The following is a 16,459-nucleotide window of genomic DNA, read 5'->3' as shown; positions in this document are numbered from 1 at the left end:
CAATTACTGCACAAAACCGTGAAAAATGTGCAAAAAGGTGCATTTAATTCATCAAATATTTGCGAGGAATGATAAATATTCATTCCTTTGCACCGCAAATTTAAAGAAATAAAACTAATTATTAATTAAAAACTTAAAGTTATGTCTGAAATTGCATCAAGAGTGAAAGCGATTATCGTCGATAAATTAGGCGTAGAAGAATCAGAAGTTACTAACGAAGCTAGCTTCACTAACGACCTGGGAGCTGATTCTCTTGACACTGTAGAACTTATCATGGAATTCGAAAAGGAATTCGGTATCTCTATTCCCGATGACCAGGCTGAAAAGATTGGTACTGTAGGTGATGCTGTATCTTACATCGAAGAACACGCTAAGTAATCTTATCCATTCGTTTATAACATGGAATTAAAAAGAGTTGTAGTAACAGGTCTCGGCGCCATTACTCCCATTGGCAACAGTGTTCCCGAATTCTGGGAAAATCTTGTGAATGGGGTTAGTGGAGCAGGACCTATTACTCATTTCGATGCATCGCTTTTCAAGACTCAGTTTGCATGCGAAGTAAAAGGCTTCGATGCTACCAAATATATAGACCGCAAAGAGGCCCGCAAGATGGACTTGTACACACAATATGCCATTGCAGTAGCCAAAGAAGCGGTAAGTGACTCTGGGCTTGACGTCGAAAATGAGGATTTAAACAGAATCGGTGTCATCTTCGGCGCCGGTATCGGTGGCATCCGTACATTCGAAGAAGAGGCGGGCAACTATGCCCTGACCGGTAAGGAAAACGGCCCCAAATTCAATCCGTTCTTCATCCCCAAGATGATTTCGGACATTGCTGCCGGACAAATTTCCATCATGTATGGTTTCCATGGTCCCAACTACGCAACTTGTTCTGCATGTGCCACTTCCACAAATGCCATTGCCGATGCGTTTAACCTCATCCGTTTGGGTAAGGCAAATGTTATCGTGTCCGGTGGTTCGGAAGCTGCCATCGCCGCTTGCGGTGTAGGTGGTTTCAATGCCATGCATGCATTGTCAACCCGCAATGATTCTCCCGAAACTGCATCCCGTCCGTTCAGCGCAAGCCGTGACGGATTCATCATGGGTGAAGGTGGCGGTTGTCTCGTTCTCGAGGAACTGGAACACGCCAAGGCACGCGGTGCCAAAATCTATGCGGAAGTTGCCGGCGTAGGAATGTCTGCCGACGCTCATCACCTGACAGCCTCTCACCCCGAAGGTTTGGGAGCCAAGTTAGTGATGCTGAATGCGTTGGAAGATGCAGAAATGAAACCCGAAGAAGTAGATTATATCAATGTTCACGGTACATCTACTCCCGTAGGTGATATTTCGGAAGCAAAAGCAATCAAAGAGGTATTCGGACAGCATGCGTATGAGTTGAACATCAGTTCGACAAAATCCATGACCGGCCACTTGCTGGGCGCTGCCGGTGCGGTAGAATCCATTGCAAGCATCCTCGCCATCAAGAATGGCATTGTTCCTCCGACCATCAACCACGAAGAGGGTGATAACGACGAAAACATCGACTATGACCTGAACTTCACGTTCAACAAAGCACAAAAGCGCGAAGTGAACGTAGCTTTGTCCAATACTTTTGGATTCGGTGGTCATAATGCGTGTGTCATTTTCAAGAAATACGCAGAATAATAAGGTCGTGTTACGTAACCAAATAGATAAAATAAGGCTCTTGTTCCGCAAGGATAGAGAGTCTTATTTTTGTTTTTACAGAATTCTCGGCTTCTTCCCTCGCAACATCAAGGTTTATCAGCAGGCTTTGCTGCATAAATCCATCTCCATGCGCTCCGAAAAAGGACGTCCCATCAACAACGAACGGCTGGAATTCTTGGGCGATGCTATCCTCGACGCCATTGTAGGAGATATTGTCTACCGCCATTTCGAAGGACGCCGCGAAGGTTTCCTTACCAATACCCGTTCCAAAATTGTACAGCGGGAAACACTCAACAAACTGGCCGTGGAAATCGGACTGGACAAACTGGTGAAATACTCCACCCGCTCCTCATCCCACAACAGCTACATGTACGGCAATGCATTCGAAGCCTTCATCGGCGCCATTTATCTGGACCAGGGCTACGACCGCTGCAAGCAGTTCATGGAAGAGAAGATTTTCAAAAACTATATCGACCTCGACAAGATGTCTCGCAAAGAGGTCAACTTCAAGTCAAAACTCATCGAATGGAGCCAGAAGAACAAAATGGAGGTGTCATTCGAGCTTATCGAGCAGTTTCTCGACGAAGAATACAATCCGATGTTCCACACCGAAGTCCGCATCGAAGGGATATCGGCAGGTACCGGCACCGGTTATTCCAAGAAGGAGTCGCAACAAAATGCGGCACAGATGGCATTGAAAAAAATTAAGGATGCCGCTTTCAAGGAGGAAGTCCAGGCAGCCAAGGAGCGAAACCATGCAACAGAAACCTCCACAGAAGAAAATCCCATGGCAGAAGCTGTTGAAGAATCCCCACAAGAAAAATTAGCCGAAACAGATTCCCATCCGACGTCCCTGGACAACTAAGTCATTGTCTTCCGTCACCAGCTTCAACTTGCCCGCAATCTCCTCCAGCGGTGCAGAAGCTATTTCATTCCCCTTCAAGGTAATCATCCGCCCGAACTGCCCGTTGGCAATCAGTTCCGTGGCATGTCCGCCCATACGTGTGGAAAGGTTACGGTCAAAAGGTGTGGGTGAGCCGCCCCGCTGAATATAACCCAACACAGTCTCACGGGTCTCGATACCCGTCTCATACTCTATCTCCTGAGCGATATACTCGGCGGCACGCTTCCGACCGTCCGTCTGTATACCTTCGGCTACCACCACGATGGAGTAAGGCTTTCCTTTCTTCAGCCGATTCAGAATCGTTTCTCCGATACGGTGGATATTATAGGGAATCTCCGGAATCAGAATCACGTCACCACCGCCTGCCATACCGGAGTATAAGGCTATCCAACCTGCCTTGTGCCCCATCACCTCAATCACCATCACCCGTTTGTGCGAGCTGGCCGTGCTGTGCAACCGGTCGATGGCATCCGTAGCAATGCTGACGGCAGAATCGAATCCGAAGGAGAAATCAGTTCCCCAAATATCGTTGTCTATGGTTTTAGGTACAGACACAATGTTCAGCCCCATAGCAGAGAGTTTGGCGGCTGTCTTCTGCGTACCGTTCCCGCCGATACAGACTACACAATCAAGCCCCATCTCTTCGATATTCCGCGCTATCAGTGCCGGTTTGTCCACGCCGGACATCACGCCGTTCTTCTTAAAGGGCTTCTCGCGCGAAGTACCGAGCATCGTACCTCCCAAGTTCAGCAAACCGGATAAGGATTTTTCGGTAAACGACTCCACATCCTTGGTCAGCAGCCCCTGAAAACCGCTGTGAATGCCAATTACTTCCATTCCATAATGGTTGATAGCTGTTTTACATACACCGCGAATGGTAGCGTTGATGCCGGGACAGTCGCCTCCTGAAGTCAAAATACCTATTCTCATGATATTTTTGTTTGAATTATTGTTCTATAGGTCCGTAAAGATAGAAAAAAAAGAGAAAAAAGATAGAGATGCCGATAAATAAGATTATTTTTGTGGTTTAAAATAAGATTTCACAAAGAACGATGAATATTACAAAGTTTCTGAATAAGGTATATTTTGCTCCCCGTCTGAAAGAAATCGAACAATACACCAGCCATGCCGGTGAATTGCAACAGCTTGTACTGCAGCGCCTCGTCCGGACAGCGGCAAACACGGAATGGGGAAAGAAGCATGACTATGCCTCTATCCGTACTTATGAAGATTTCAAGAAGCGCCTTCCCATACAAACTTACGAAGAAGTAAAGCCTTATGTAACCCGCCTGCGTGCCGGTGAGCAGAATCTGCTTTGGCCTTCGGAAATACGTTGGTTTGCCAAATCATCGGGTACCACCAACGACAAGAGTAAGTTCCTGCCCGTCAGCCGGGAGTCCTTGCACGACACGCATTACAAGGGAGGCCGGGATGCCGTTGCCATCTATCTGGGACAGAATCCCGAAAGTCGTTTCTTTTCCGGTAAAGGGCTTATCCTTGGAGGCAGCCACGCTCCCAACCTGAACACCAACCACAGTCTTGTAGGCGACCTCTCCGCCATCCTCATAGAAAATATCAACCCACTGGTAAACTTTGTCCGCGTACCCAGCAAGCAGACAGCCTTGATGGAGCACTTCGAGCCCAAAATGGAGGCCATTGCCCGCGAAACCATCCATGCAAACGTCAGCAACCTTTCCGGTGTACCGTCCTGGATGCTTGTACTCATCAAACATATATTGGAAAAGACAGGAAAGCAGAGCCTTGAGGAGATATGGCCCAATCTGGAGGTGTTCTTCCACGGCGGCGTTGCCTTCACTCCTTACCGCGAGCAATACAAAGACGTGGTCCGCAGCAGCAAGATGCATTATGTAGAGACTTACAATGCATCCGAAGGCTACTTCGGAACTCAGAACGACCCTACCGATCCTGCCATGTTACTGATGATTGACTACGGTATATTTTACGAGTTCATCCCGCTGGAAGATGTAGGCAAGGAGAATCCGCGTACCTTCTGCCTCGAAGAGGTGGAACTGAACAAGAACTACGCCATGGTAATCTCCACTTCTGCCGGTTTATGGCGATATATGATTGGGGATACAGTGAAGTTTACATCGAAGAATCCCTATAAGTTCGTCATCACCGGACGTACCAAGCACTTTATCAACGCATTCGGCGAGGAGCTGATTGTGGACAATGCGGAAAGAGGACTTGCCAGAGCATGTGCCGAAACCGATGCACGGGTCATAGATTATTCTGCCGCCCCAGTCTTTATGGACCGGAATGCTAAATGCCGCCACCAGTGGCTGATAGAATTTGCACAAATGCCGGACAGCCTGGAGAAGTTCGCCAAAGTATTGGACGACACCCTGAAAGAGGTAAACTCCGACTATGAAGCTAAAAGACAGAATAACCTGGCACTGCAACCACTGGAAATCATCGTCGCCCGTCCCAACCTCTTCCACGATTGGCTGGATAGCAAGGGGAAACTCGGTGGACAACATAAAGTACCCCGACTCAGCAACACAAGGGAATACATAGAAGAAATGCTGAAGCTTAATAAATAACAAAATATAAAAGCAGATTTTATCACAAAATAATTCCACCGCCCAGCAGCAGACCGCTTTCATCATAAAAAGCCGCTGCCTGCCCTGGCGCAATAGATTCGAGCGGCTCTATCAAGCGGACATGCAGTAGTCCCTCCACTGTAAGACTTACCTTGCAGTGGTTTGCCTGCTTACGGTAGCGTATCTTCACAATAACCTCGTCTGCACCCAGCACGCGGCTGTTCTCCACCAGGTTCCACTCTCCCAGCCACATTTCCTGCTTGTAGAGGGAAGATAGTGGAGCAAGAACAACTTCATTGCTTTCCACTCTTGTCTCTTTCACAAAAACAGCCTTGTTCAGATGGATACCTAAGCCCCTACGTTGCCCTACGGTATAAAACGGATAGCCCTCATGCCATCCCAAGAAATCCCCCTTTTCATCGACGAATCTACCTTTACCGGGTAATAGTGTTTCAGGAACCTCACGCTTCAAAAAGGAACGGTAATCCAAAGGGCAAAAGCACACCCCCATACTGTCTTTCTTTGCAGCCACTTGCTCGAAACCACGCTCCGCCGCATACGAGCGCGCCTCATTTTTCGTAATATCTCCCATCGGAAGCAACATACGCTGCAGGATGTCCTGCTTCAATCCCCATAGAAAGAAAGTCTGGTCTTTGTCCTTATCCGCGGCAGGAGCTATATAATACTTTGCTCCGGACAAGACCTTGCGCACATAATGTCCGGTAGAAATCCAATAAATTCCCTTTTCATCGGCTATTTTAGCCAACAGCACCCACTTCAGCTCATTATTGCAGACCGTGCAAGGAACGGGAGTGCGCCCCATTAGATACTCTTCCACAAAATAGCGGATAATACGCGAACGGAAAAGCTCGCGTGCATCATAGGTAATGTGTTTCATCCCCAGCTTCAGGGCCAGAGCCCGTGCATCTTCCAGATACCCGGTCTCATCTCCTGCCTCATAGAAACGGAAAGTCACGCCAGTCACCTCATAACCGGCTTCCTGCAACCTCATGGCGGCCACGGAACTATCCGTGCCGCCACTCATGCCAAGCAATACACGTTTATTTGACTTCATGGATACAAAAGTAATAAACGAAGGTGAAATCCGTTGCATTTACTCTTATAAAACAGAATATCATTATAGATTTTCACAGATTTATTATACCTTTGTACTCCTAAAAGAACTAATAATCAACTGTTATGGAACATCAACTGACCATTTACAACACTTTAAATAGAAAAAAAGAGCTGTTCGTACCGCTGCATGCACCGCATGTAGGCATGTATGTCTGCGGACCGACCGTGTACGGTGACCCGCACTTGGGACATGCACGCCCTGCCATCACTTTCGACCTGCTGTTCCGCTACCTGACGCACATCGGCTACAAGGTGCGCTATGTCCGCAACATTACCGACGTGGGCCATCTGGAGCACGATGCCGACGAAGGTGAAGACAAGATTGCGAAAAAAGCCCGTCTGGAACAACTGGAACCAATGGAAGTGGCACAGTACTACATCAACCGCTATCATAAGGCGATGGATGCATTGAATGTGCTGTCTCCCAGTATCGAGCCACATGCCAGCGGCCACATCATCGAACAGATAGAACTTGTAAAGGAGATATTGAAGAACGGATATGCCTATGAAAGTGAAGGTTCCGTTTATTTCGATGTAGAAAAATACAACAAGGACCATCACTACGGCAAGCTCTCCGGACGCAACCTGGATGATGTTCTCAACACCACCCGCGAACTGGATGGACAGAGCGAGAAGCACAATCCCGCAGACTTTGCTCTCTGGAAATGTGCGCAACCGGAACACATCATGCGTTGGCCTTCCCCGTGGAGCGACGGCTTCCCCGGCTGGCACGCCGAATGTACAGCCATGGGAAAGAAATACTTGGGCGAGCACTTCGACATTCATGGTGGCGGTATGGACCTTATCTTCCCGCATCACGAATGCGAGATTGCACAATCCGTAGCTTCCCAAGGAGAAGATATGGTACATTATTGGATGCACAACAACATGCTGACCGTGAACGGACAGAAAATGGGTAAGTCTTACGGTAACTTCATCACATTGGAAGAGCTCTTCAAAGGCACGCACCCCATGCTGGAGCAAGCCTACAGCCCAATGACCATCCGATTCTTCACCCTGCAAGCCCACTACCGCAGTACGGTAGACTTCAGCAACGAAGCGCTGCAAGCCGCCGAAAAGGGATTGGCAAGGCTGATGGATGCTGTACATGGACTGGACAAGATTACCCCTGCTGCAACCTCCACCATAGATGTGAAATCCCTGCGTGCCAAGTGTTACGAAGCCATGAATGATGACTTGAACTCACCGATTGTCATCGCCCACCTCTTCGACGGCGCCAAGATGGTAAACAATATCCTGGCTGGAAACGATTCCATCACAGCCGAAGACCTGAAAGAATTGAAGGAAACCTTCCACCTCTTCTGCTTCGACATCTTAGGATTACAAGAAGACAACGCCTCCAACGAAGAGCGTGAAGCCGCCTTCGGCAAAGTAGTGGACATGCTATTGGAAGAGCGTTCAAAGGCAAAAGCCAACAAAGATTGGGCCACATCCGACAAAATCCGTAATGAACTCACCGCACTCGGTTTCGAGATTAAAGACGGTAAGGACGGAAGCGAATGGAAGCTGAATAAATAATGAAAGTATCATAACTCACCGCAGAATCATACAGATTGGGGTAAGTTTTAGGCAGAAGAACAAAAGAATATATTTTTCTCTTGTTCTTCTGTTCTTTTGTCTGAAAAATAAAATCCATGTAATATTTTGATATATCCTCGTTAGAATACGAATCCGAACCCAGCATACCACCCTAGTTTCTTCGTCTGATTAGACCAGTTCAACTGTATCTCCACTGGTCCCAGAAAACTCTTGTACATATAGCCGATGCCTACCCCTGCCATATCAGCCGATTCGGAAGAGTCAAGAATCTGATGAAACTTCCCGGAGTTTCGCCCATAACTGCCCATCACTGATATATACTGGTTTTTCAAGATACGCTGTCTGAGGTTCAGCCCTGCAACCAGCAGTGCGGCTTGTGACAGTTCCGCACGGTTGATGCCCGTAAACGGTATCTGCTGTGGCATATAGCGCCCCGGTATGGTTCCCCCCACCATATTAATGATGGCAAAAGGATAATTACCGCTTCCGGACAATACGCGTCCATAAAACGAAGGAGTGACAGTGAACTTACTCGAGGGAGAGAAACATCCCTGCCAACGGGCATCGAAAACAGAAATAGGATTGTTGTCCTTATACTGGAAGAAGTTATCCGTATAGAGATGATAGGATACCGCCCACGACATGCCTTTTGTAGGGGCGCTCCTCTCATTCAAGTTGTTGAACACAAGTCCGGCAAAGTAACTGAATAAGGACGAATTTTCAAACAGTGCCGAAGCCAACGGGTCGAGCGACAGCAAATCATGATAGTGGTAGTAATCAAAGTCAATGCCCAGACTGACCTGGATATTGTTCCAGTCCTTCGCCGCCCCCATACGGACCAGTTGATGTGTAAAAGTCAAATCCAGTGCCCGTTTGCCTTCATTGTAAATATTCATATCTTTATAGTCGAACTGATAGGCAAGTCCCGCCTGCCATCCACCGTCCCACTGGTAACTATATCCGAGTCGTGCCAGTGTACGCTTGCCCAGACGGACAGTAAGGCTGACCAGCGACTCGCGCTGCCGGCCGAAATAGAAGTCCGTATTTGCCTGCAACGCCGCCAGTTCTTCCGTATCAAAGCGAAAACCGACATTCAGCTTGTTCTCCCGCACAGCAGGGACGGCTATTTGGGAATCAACGGGAATCTCCCTATCAACAGCCACGCCGGGCAAGCGGAAAGGTCCCGGACGGCGAGGCTGATAATCGTCTGCAAGCCCCAGCTTCCGTTTCAGAGCAAGCAGTCCGTCCCAACTGTCCATGGCAGCACGTTCTCCCCGCACCATCAGAGTATCGATGGCCTCTTTGGTAAAACTTGCAGCCGAATAGCCGGAGACATCCACCTTTATCAGTACGTCGGTATTACGCAGATTCTCACGATATTTCTTCTCTCCTTGCAGATTGATGATTTGCCCGAAGATGTCTTTCACCGATTTCAGCTCGGAAGCCTTAAGCAGCGGGCTCTGCACATCCACCCCGATAACGTAGTCGGCCCCCATGGCAAGCGCCACATCTACCGGATAGTTATTCACCATTCCACCGTCCACCAACACCATTCCATCCAGGTCTACCGGAGCAAACACACCGGGAATGGACATGCTGGAACGCATGGCAGTAGCCAGTATTCCCTCACGGAACACTACTTCACTACCATTCACCAGATTTTCCGATACGCAGGCAAACGGAATAGGAAAACGGCTAAAATCCACGGAATCCTGGTAACCTTCTGTCAACGTGGAGAACAAACGTGCCAGGTTCTTCCCTTTTATGATACCCGCATCCGAAACAGCGGCAGATTTCAAAGAAAACGGAATAGAGAGTACATAGCGCTCCGACTTCAACCGGTCGTCCAGCAACACATCCTTAGGATTGGGTGCATCCGAGAGTAGGAATTTCCAGTTCTGGGCATTCACCATACTGTCCAATTGCTGCGGGGTATATCCGATAGAATACAAACCTCCCACAATGGCCCCCATACTGGTACCTACCACATAATCTATAGGGATACCCGCTTCTTCAATTACTTTCAGAGCACCGATATGCGCCGTCCCTTTGGCGCCACCCCCACTGAGTACGACAGCCACTTTCGGACGCCCGGACGCCCAAAGAACCATCGGCAAAAACAACAGACAAGCCCATAGTCTATACTTCATCTCCATCATTTACTTAAATACGTATTGGTAAATTTATTCTATTCTGAATCAAACAACCCGCTCCGACAAATAGTTCACTATCAGTCGAAGCGGGTCGCAAAAAACGTTCAAACAATTTATGGAGGATTATCTATAACCCATTTCCAATCAATAAGGTATCATATCCTTCAAGATGCCTTCCTTATACCAAGGGTCATCAATCTCTTTCAATACTTTGCCCATCTCTGCGCAAAGGTCTTTTACGACTTCTTGGTTTTCTTCCAAAGAAAGGTTATTCATCTGATACGGATCCTTTTCATCGTCAAACAACAAGCTTTTGACCAGCTTATGGTTTTCGCGGTCAATGTAGAGCGCCAGCGTGTAGCGCGACGATTTAAAGCCGCGCGATGAAGGGAAATAAGAACGGACCATACCTTCCGCATCCTTCTCACCATCCAAGTTCTGGATGTAAAGAGCACCGGTAGGACGTACAATATCTGCCTTTTCATCGAAGAAAAGCGGTGCATAGTTGCGTCCCTGCACCTCAGCCGGAATAGAGTCGGCAAGGCCGGCAAGGCCCAACAAGGTAGGCATGATGTCCGGCGAGGAAAGCATCAAGTCGTCCACGCGGGGTTTAATCTTATTGGGGAAACGCACCAGGAAAGGAATGTTCATGGACTCGGAGTACGGGGAATTCTTCGGGTCTTCCGTATGCTGGCTACACATGGTCTCTCCATGGTCGGAGGCAAACACGACAATGGTATTCTTGTCCAGCCCGAGTTCCTTCAAGGCATCAAGTATCTGACCAAAAGCACGGTCGACACCCGTCACAGAAGCAAAGTAGTAGCGTGCACTCTCTGCCTTGAGCATCTTGGAGTCGGCATTCGGACGGACGAGCAGGCTGTCCAGAGGCTGGTTTTTATAGAGATTGAAATCTTCCTCCATACAGTCGTCCAAAGAACGGTACGGACTATGGGGAGGATTCATGCCTACCATAATGAAGAAAGGTCTCTTCGGGTCGCGTACATTCCCCTCGTTCTTCAGATAAGACACCACCTTGCCCGATTCGTGTAACGGCGACCACTCGCGCGGGTCGTGGCGACGGCCTTCCGTATCCCAGTAATGCGGATTCTTGTGTTCGTCGAAGGTACCATAAGAATACCAGTAATTGAACCCATGACGACGTTCTTTCGATGTATAGGCATCCCATGCAGGTACGCGGTCTTCCACATACTGTCCGGGACGTTCGGGGTCGTTGGGGGTAGGAAAGTCGGCATGCAGTTTGCCAAAGTAGGCGCAGTCATATCCGGCATTGCAGAAAACATCACTCACACACACAGCATCCTCACGCAGGGAGCTGATGGGACGGCTCGAATTGCAATTCAATGGAATACCACTCTTATTAGGATACATTCCCGTCAACAGAGAACCACGGTGGGGACTGCTCAACGGGCAGTTGCTCATGGCAGATGTCAATACCACCGACTCCCGGGCAAAATCATTCAAGCGTGGGGTATGCACCGGGTCATTCCGAAAGTTCACTTTCTCCCGAAAACCTTCCTGGCCCCAGAACTCCATCGCCTGGTTACGGTATTGGTCGGGAAAAACGTAAATGACATTCGGCTGGACGGATTGTTCCGCCTGCGGGGCTTTACAGCCCTGCAAGGCGAACAAACCTAAACCACCTAACAAAATATTTAATTGAGTTTTCATTTTTCCAAGTCTCTTTTACGCATCAATCCTTCCAGGAAGTAATAGTCGGCATAGTTCAACGGTACATCAATCTCCGCACCGTGAGGAATACTGCCCACAGAGTGCATCAGGATGAAGTTGCCGTTGGTACCCACCTTGGCACGGTAGGAAGGAGAAGCAAGGCTTTCCATAATCCGGTCGGCGGTTTCCTTGTATCCCTTATCCGGCAGATAAGTGCTCAGCTCGTAAAGGGCGGACGCCGTGCAGGCAGCTGCCGAAGCATCGCGAGGTTCATTCGGGATATTGGGAGCATCGAAATCCCAGTAGGGAACCAAGTCTTCCGGAAGATTCTTGTTGTTGAAGATAAAGTTGTAGACCTTTTCAGCCTGTTCCAGGTATTTGGCATCGTGTGTATAGCGATAGCACATGGTATAGCCGTACAAGGCCCACGCTTGTCCACGTGCCCAAGCAGACTCGTCGGCATAGCCTTGTGCAGTCTGTCTCTTACGGACTTCACCGGTTTCGGGGTCATAATCCACCACATGATAGCAGCTGTTGTCCTCACGGAAATGGTTAGCCATAGTCGTATCGGCATGCTTCCGGGCTATGTTGTAGAAAGTGGAGTCGCCCGACAGCTTGGAAGCTTCGAACAGCAGTTCGAGGTTCATCATATTATCAATGATAACGGGACATTTCCAGCCACGTTCAGCCTGCCATCCCTTATCTGCATCCCATGATTGAAGTACGCCTGCTGCAGGGCGGAAACGGGTAGACAACGATTTGGCCGTCTGTATGATGACCGGCTTGTACTCTTCCTTACCCGCAAAACGGTATCCGTTCAGGTAACTGCAGCCAATCATAAAGCCCACATCATGATGCCAGGTGAGGTATTGTACCGAATCCAAATCCTCGGTATACTTCTCTGCCAGCGGCAGCCACTTCTGGTCACCGGTCAACTCGTACATATGCCAGATATTACCGGGAAAGAAACCGGAACACCAATCGTCGATAGGTACATAGACAATGTTCCCATCCTTATCAATGGTACGGGGATTAAGGATTTTACCGGATTTCTCGATAATGTCTGTCTGAATTGTCTCCTGAGCCACAGCATTATCAATGTTTTCTTGGATAAAGTTGCTTTCAGCCTGCTTTTGCCCTGCGCAACCTGCCAATACAAGGAGGGAGATTCCCAATGTAGTGAGGACTGTTTTCATAATAAGGGATTTATTTATTAAGAGTTTATGATTTTTCCTGCTGCAAAAGTAGGGCAAGTGTACAGATTTGACCCGCCTAAATAATTCAATTAATGGCTAAAATCGTTACTTTTGCGTCCGGAAGCACATATTTTTCCACCCATTAATCATTAATCACTAAACATTAATCATTACCCCTCATGACCGCACAAGAGTTTTTTAAGAACGACCGCTTCGCCACGAATGCAGGCGTAGAACTGATAGAAATAAAGGAAGGATACAGCAAGGCATGCCTGGTTATCACGGCAGAGCATCTCAATGCGGGAGGCCGTACGCAAGGGGGTGCCATCTTCACCCTTGCCGACCTGGCACTGGCAGCAGCAGCCAACTCCCACGGAACATTGGCCTTCTCTCTTTCGTCCAATATCACCTTCCTGCGCAGCAGCGGACCGGGCGATGTGCTGTATGCCGAAGCGCGCGAACGCTACATCGGCCGCACCACCGGATATTACCAGATCGACGTCACCAACCAGGAGGGAAAACTGATTGCCACTTTCGAATCCAGTGTATTTAGAAAAGGGGATAACATCACTTTTTCCTTACCACAGACGTCATCGGATAGCGGTTGCCCCGGACACTCTTGAAGAATGCCTTGGCCGAACCGAAATTCAAATACATGTCCAAGCGAATGGGAAGGTGGTTCTTATCATCGGATACGAAGAAGGTGATGACCTCCTTCTCCTTACCTTTCTTGTACTCTACAAAAGAGAATACCAAGCAGCGGTAAATGGTGTCGTTATTCGCCTTGACCTCCTCCTTGCCGCGGTAAATCAACGTCTGCTCTTCTACCCTGCGCCCCGTGGCCATGGGAAAGAGTATCTTCTGCCCCACCTTGTAGTCTTTAGGGTCATAGGAGCGCGCCTGCGCCAAAATGCTCAACATATCGAAGATGCAGCGACTATCACTGTATTCCATCTCCTGAGCCTCACGCACGGGATTGTGCCAAGTGCGTCTCTGCTTTACATTCGCCAGTCCGTCCGAGTAGGAGAACCAGGCCTCGTCCACCGTATGGCGGCTTCCCTCCTCTGCCGCTTTGCGGAAATAGAGTGGCTCCAACTTGTCGCTGACATAACAAGTCAGCGTATCGCGCATCTTGAAGAAAAAATCGGTCTTTTTACTGCCTACACAAAGCAAGTTAAAGCGGAATGCAGGCTCGGAATGGTAAGTCGTGGCATTGGTAGTGAGGCTTGCCAGCCCCACCTTCTTCCAAATGAACTTCCAATTGAAATATAAATCGTACATGACGTGCTCGCCCGACTGAAAAGCTTCATTCTTTGCAGCACATTGGGCCTGAACAGACTGGGAGGCTCCCAAACAGACTGCTCCCACCATCAATAGAACGAACAATTGCTTCCGCCTAATAGCTATAGCCCCTACCACTATTGCGGCTGCTATTGCCACTGCGGTTATTTTTGTTCCTGTTTTGCTTTTTCTTGTCTTCATCTGGCTTTTGTTTTTTTAGTTCGTCCGGTTTCTGCCTATCCAGAGACTTGGCCTTAATATTCCATTCCTGCGTCAAATCAAAGTTTGCCTTAAGCTCCAAAACCATCGGATAATAGTAAACCATTTCAGGCTGGCGCTTCTCGGCATAATTCCCTGTGTCCCAGACGCCATTCCCATTCGTATCATTTATCAGCCGCGCTCCATATTTGCCCGGATTGAGAAAATAGAAATCGGCTTTCCCATCCACCACCGGCACCGTGCGCAGCACTTTGTCTTGACCGTCCAGCAGTTCCACAAAAGCCAGAGAGTCTGCTCCATGCACATTAAAGAATATCTGCCCGTACTCTTCCAGCTTCTTGGCCTTGAAGTCCTTCTTTATCTTATCGGAAAACAACCCGTACAACCCACGTATGGCAGTAGAATCCACTTCAAATGTATAGCTTTCACCGGGTACCCATTCGGCAAACAGATTATAACGCTTCAAGTCCAAAGAGTCGCGCATAAAGTCGAACGGGATATCCTGCCACAACGAGTCCACTTTCTGTTTCAGATGGAAAGCGGCGGTATCTATGCTTGCCACCGGTTCCGTAAACGACAGAGTAAGATAATCATATACATCAATTGCAGAAGGGGCATACACATCTACAGCCAGGAATTCCGTCGGCTCGGGCTCTTCCACCTCACCTTCTTTCAACTTCTTCTTTTTCTTCTCATGCTCTTTCTGTTCCTTTTCCTTCGCTTCCTGCTTCTGTTTCTGCTGCTTGTCGTATGTCAACTTCGCCAACACATTCAAAGTATCGGTACGGGGCACCAGTTGTTTCAGGCTATCCGTATACAAATAGGTGATACTCATTTTCAGGGAATCCTGCTTATAGAGCAGGGAATCCTTTATCCAATAATGAATCGTATCGTTCCGGCCGGTAGGCTGTTCTATAACAAACGCATCTTCCTCATTAAAGTTCAATCCTTTCAATAAAGGCAACGTGTCTGCCGGAGCAGTGAAATAGAGCGAAAACTTCTCCGGAGTCAACCGTTCGGCCTTCAAGAAACGCTGCGAGAAGGAAAGCTCCTTGAAAGCACGCAACAGGATATCGTCTGGCAGGTAGTGGGTATATTGACGTTCTACAACCGTATCTACTGTCAGCGAGTCTATCCAGGTCGTATCCTGGCGCATGCGTTCTTCCATGGAAGGAATGATGATGGAATCATTGAAAGCTATCACTTCCGTCGGCTGAGAATAGGTAAAATTCTGGTCGGCATCCTGCAAGGCATAGATGCGATACTTGCCGGGAGCCACTCCACGGATAGAAAAGCGTCCGCGACTGTCCGTGCGCCCCACCCGCTCAAAAGGAAGTTTGGTAAAAGCAGAGTCGGTCAGATTGGCATGCAGGCCGACCAGCATCCCTTTCACCGGTTCAAGATTAGCCGCATTCAGCACTGTGCCGGCCACAGCCATAGAGTCGAGGCGGTCGCCCGTAGAGAAAGAATAGAAAAAATTCTCTAAGGGATTCCCCTCATTATTGTCCTGGATGGCATCACCAAAATCGAATGTATAAGTGGTATTGGGTTTCAATGTATCCTGCAGGGTGATGACCACCTTCTTCCCATTAGACTTAACTTCGGGCTGCTGCACCTGCGGAGGGGATATTACAATCTTCTCATTCGGCTTGTCAAGCTTGATAAATTCATCGAACTCAATGGAAAGTTTATTTTTATTGTGATGGAGTGCACCGGGCGTGGGAGTACCGGAAATAAAACGCGGAGGAGTCTCATCATAAGGTCCTCCTTCAATACGGCCCACACTGGCACAAGAATACAGTGCGGCAGCTATGGCAACACCCCCCAACAACCTGCGGAAAAGCGGCCTCATTTTAGTATGGCGTTTACGTTCTAACATGCTGCAAAAATAAAGGTTATCTGCCAATTAGCGGTATGCTTTACAGTATTTTAATCAAAAAATGTCCTTTTGTTCTCATCTATGTATGAAACATAGTTAAAAAAGGAACTGTTTCACACCTTATATACTAAGAAAAGAATATTTTTGCAGACGAAAAACTGAATAGGAGTATTCAGTTTTCTTTTTCCTGC

Annotated in this window: 13 protein-coding genes; 6 read left to right on the top strand and 7 right to left on the bottom strand. The window is 48.3% G+C overall.

Translation table 11 applies throughout. The features are described 5' to 3' along the window. Nucleotides 1–141 precede the first annotated feature (141 nt). Genes EYA81_RS09830 through rnc form a run of 3 tightly spaced genes read left to right on the top strand, consistent with a single transcriptional unit; the run spans nucleotide 142 to nucleotide 2,551 of the window. Nucleotides 142–378 carry an acyl carrier protein gene (locus EYA81_RS09830; protein ID WP_004291965.1) on the top strand — a complete coding sequence of 79 codons (237 nt, stop codon included), beginning with the start codon at nucleotides 142–144 and terminating at the stop codon, nucleotides 376–378. A 21-nt stretch (nucleotides 379–399) separates the two neighbouring features. Next, nucleotides 400–1,665 carry a beta-ketoacyl-ACP synthase II gene (fabF, locus tag EYA81_RS09825; RefSeq protein ID WP_131225694.1) on the top strand — a complete coding sequence of 422 codons (1,266 nt, stop codon included), beginning with the start codon at nucleotides 400–402 and terminating at the stop codon, nucleotides 1,663–1,665. Between the two features lie 7 nt (nucleotides 1,666–1,672). Continuing rightward, nucleotides 1,673–2,551: a ribonuclease III gene (rnc, locus tag EYA81_RS09820; protein WP_016272086.1), complete on the top strand. Its 879-nt coding sequence runs from the start codon at nucleotides 1,673–1,675 to the stop codon at nucleotides 2,549–2,551. On the opposite strand, the gene EYA81_RS09815 is transcribed toward rnc, so the two are convergent. Next, nucleotides 2,510–3,520: an ATP-dependent 6-phosphofructokinase gene (locus tag EYA81_RS09815; protein ID WP_005833813.1), complete on the bottom strand. Its 1,011-nt coding sequence runs from the start codon at nucleotides 3,518–3,520 to the stop codon at nucleotides 2,510–2,512. The genes rnc and EYA81_RS09815 overlap by 42 nt on opposite strands. A gap of 122 nt (nucleotides 3,521–3,642) precedes the next feature. On the opposite strand from EYA81_RS09815, the gene EYA81_RS09810 reads away from it, so the two are divergent. Then, nucleotides 3,643–5,154, top strand: a complete 1,512-nt coding sequence (locus EYA81_RS09810) for a GH3 auxin-responsive promoter family protein (protein WP_131225693.1) — start codon at nucleotides 3,643–3,645, stop codon at nucleotides 5,152–5,154. A gap of 22 nt (nucleotides 5,155–5,176) precedes the next feature. Here EYA81_RS09810 and mnmA read toward each other — a convergent pair whose 3' ends face one another. Next, on the bottom strand, nucleotides 5,177–6,229 hold the full coding sequence (gene mnmA, locus EYA81_RS09805; protein ID WP_131225692.1) for a tRNA 2-thiouridine(34) synthase MnmA: 1,053 nt from the start codon (nucleotides 6,227–6,229) through the stop codon (nucleotides 5,177–5,179). 125 nt (nucleotides 6,230–6,354) lie between these two features. Here mnmA and cysS point away from each other — a divergent pair, with 125 nt between their 5' ends. Continuing rightward, nucleotides 6,355–7,830 (top strand): cysteine--tRNA ligase, encoded by a 1,476-nt coding sequence (gene cysS, locus EYA81_RS09800; protein ID WP_008662079.1) that lies wholly within the window; start codon nucleotides 6,355–6,357, stop codon nucleotides 7,828–7,830. A gap of 140 nt (nucleotides 7,831–7,970) precedes the next feature. On the opposite strand, the gene EYA81_RS09795 is transcribed toward cysS, so the two are convergent. From EYA81_RS09795 to EYA81_RS09785, 3 genes are all read right to left on the bottom strand, one after another. Continuing rightward, a complete protein-coding gene (locus tag EYA81_RS09795; RefSeq protein WP_207389412.1) occupies nucleotides 7,971–10,001 on the bottom strand; it encodes a patatin-like phospholipase family protein in 2,031 nt (676 codons plus the stop codon). 147 nt (nucleotides 10,002–10,148) lie between these two features. Continuing rightward, entirely contained in the window at nucleotides 10,149–11,693 is a 1,545-nt protein-coding gene (locus EYA81_RS09790) for a sulfatase (RefSeq protein ID WP_131225690.1), read from the bottom strand. Then, nucleotides 11,690–12,889 carry a glycoside hydrolase family 88 protein gene (locus EYA81_RS09785; RefSeq protein WP_118696383.1) on the bottom strand — a complete coding sequence of 400 codons (1,200 nt, stop codon included), beginning with the start codon at nucleotides 12,887–12,889 and terminating at the stop codon, nucleotides 11,690–11,692. Before EYA81_RS09785 ends, EYA81_RS09790 begins: the two co-directional genes overlap by 4 nt. A gap of 179 nt (nucleotides 12,890–13,068) precedes the next feature. On the opposite strand from EYA81_RS09785, the gene EYA81_RS09780 reads away from it, so the two are divergent. After that, complete coding sequence (locus EYA81_RS09780) at nucleotides 13,069–13,512, top strand: PaaI family thioesterase (RefSeq protein WP_118696384.1); 444 nt, start codon at nucleotides 13,069–13,071, stop codon at nucleotides 13,510–13,512. Here the strand turns inward: EYA81_RS09780 and EYA81_RS09775 are convergent. Together EYA81_RS09775 and EYA81_RS09770 are read right to left on the bottom strand one after the other, a co-directional pair. After that, the gene (locus EYA81_RS09775) at nucleotides 13,457–14,371 is read right to left on the bottom strand and encodes a DUF3108 domain-containing protein (RefSeq protein ID WP_174646490.1); all 915 of its coding nucleotides are present in this window, start codon (nucleotides 14,369–14,371) and stop codon (nucleotides 13,457–13,459) included. The two genes, EYA81_RS09780 and EYA81_RS09775, sit on opposite strands and share 56 nt — an antisense overlap. Continuing rightward, nucleotides 14,286–16,241, bottom strand: a complete 1,956-nt coding sequence (locus EYA81_RS09770; RefSeq protein ID WP_131225689.1) for an Ig-like domain-containing protein — start codon at nucleotides 16,239–16,241, stop codon at nucleotides 14,286–14,288. Before EYA81_RS09770 ends, EYA81_RS09775 begins: the two co-directional genes overlap by 86 nt. Between the last annotated feature and the right edge of the window lie 218 nt (nucleotides 16,242–16,459).

Origin of the sequence: Bacteroides sp. A1C1, assembly GCF_004328515.1 — a bacterium.
Taxonomy (GTDB): domain Bacteria; phylum Bacteroidota; class Bacteroidia; order Bacteroidales; family Bacteroidaceae; genus Bacteroides; species Bacteroides uniformis.
Note: the sequence above shows the minus strand (reverse complement) of the source record. Positions and strands in the feature narration are given on the sequence as shown.

What these genes read in the sequence shown, in the direction of transcription:
- EYA81_RS09830 (WP_004291965.1), top strand. Translation starts at nt 142, where the DNA reads ATGTCTGAAATTGCATCAAGAGTGAAAGCGATTATCGTCGATAAATTA.
- fabF (WP_131225694.1), top strand. Translation starts at nt 400, where the DNA reads ATGGAATTAAAAAGAGTTGTAGTAACAGGTCTCGGCGCCATTACTCCC.
- EYA81_RS09815 (WP_005833813.1), bottom strand. Translation starts at nt 3,520, where the DNA reads ATGAGAATAGGTATTTTGACTTCAGGAGGCGACTGTCCCGGCATCAAC.
- EYA81_RS09810 (WP_131225693.1), top strand. Translation starts at nt 3,643, where the DNA reads ATGAATATTACAAAGTTTCTGAATAAGGTATATTTTGCTCCCCGTCTG.
- mnmA (WP_131225692.1), bottom strand. Translation starts at nt 6,229, where the DNA reads ATGAAGTCAAATAAACGTGTATTGCTTGGCATGAGTGGCGGCACGGAT.
- cysS (WP_008662079.1), top strand. Translation starts at nt 6,355, where the DNA reads ATGGAACATCAACTGACCATTTACAACACTTTAAATAGAAAAAAAGAG.
- EYA81_RS09795 (WP_207389412.1), bottom strand. Translation starts at nt 10,001, where the DNA reads ATGAAGTATAGACTATGGGCTTGTCTGTTGTTTTTGCCGATGGTTCTT.
- EYA81_RS09790 (WP_131225690.1), bottom strand. Translation starts at nt 11,693, where the DNA reads ATGAAAACTCAATTAAATATTTTGTTAGGTGGTTTAGGTTTGTTCGCC.
- EYA81_RS09785 (WP_118696383.1), bottom strand. Translation starts at nt 12,889, where the DNA reads ATGAAAACAGTCCTCACTACATTGGGAATCTCCCTCCTTGTATTGGCA.
- EYA81_RS09780 (WP_118696384.1), top strand. Translation starts at nt 13,069, where the DNA reads ATGACCGCACAAGAGTTTTTTAAGAACGACCGCTTCGCCACGAATGCA.
- EYA81_RS09775 (WP_174646490.1), bottom strand. Translation starts at nt 14,371, where the DNA reads ATGAAGACAAGAAAAAGCAAAACAGGAACAAAAATAACCGCAGTGGCA.
- EYA81_RS09770 (WP_131225689.1), bottom strand. Translation starts at nt 16,241, where the DNA reads ATGAGGCCGCTTTTCCGCAGGTTGTTGGGGGGTGTTGCCATAGCTGCC.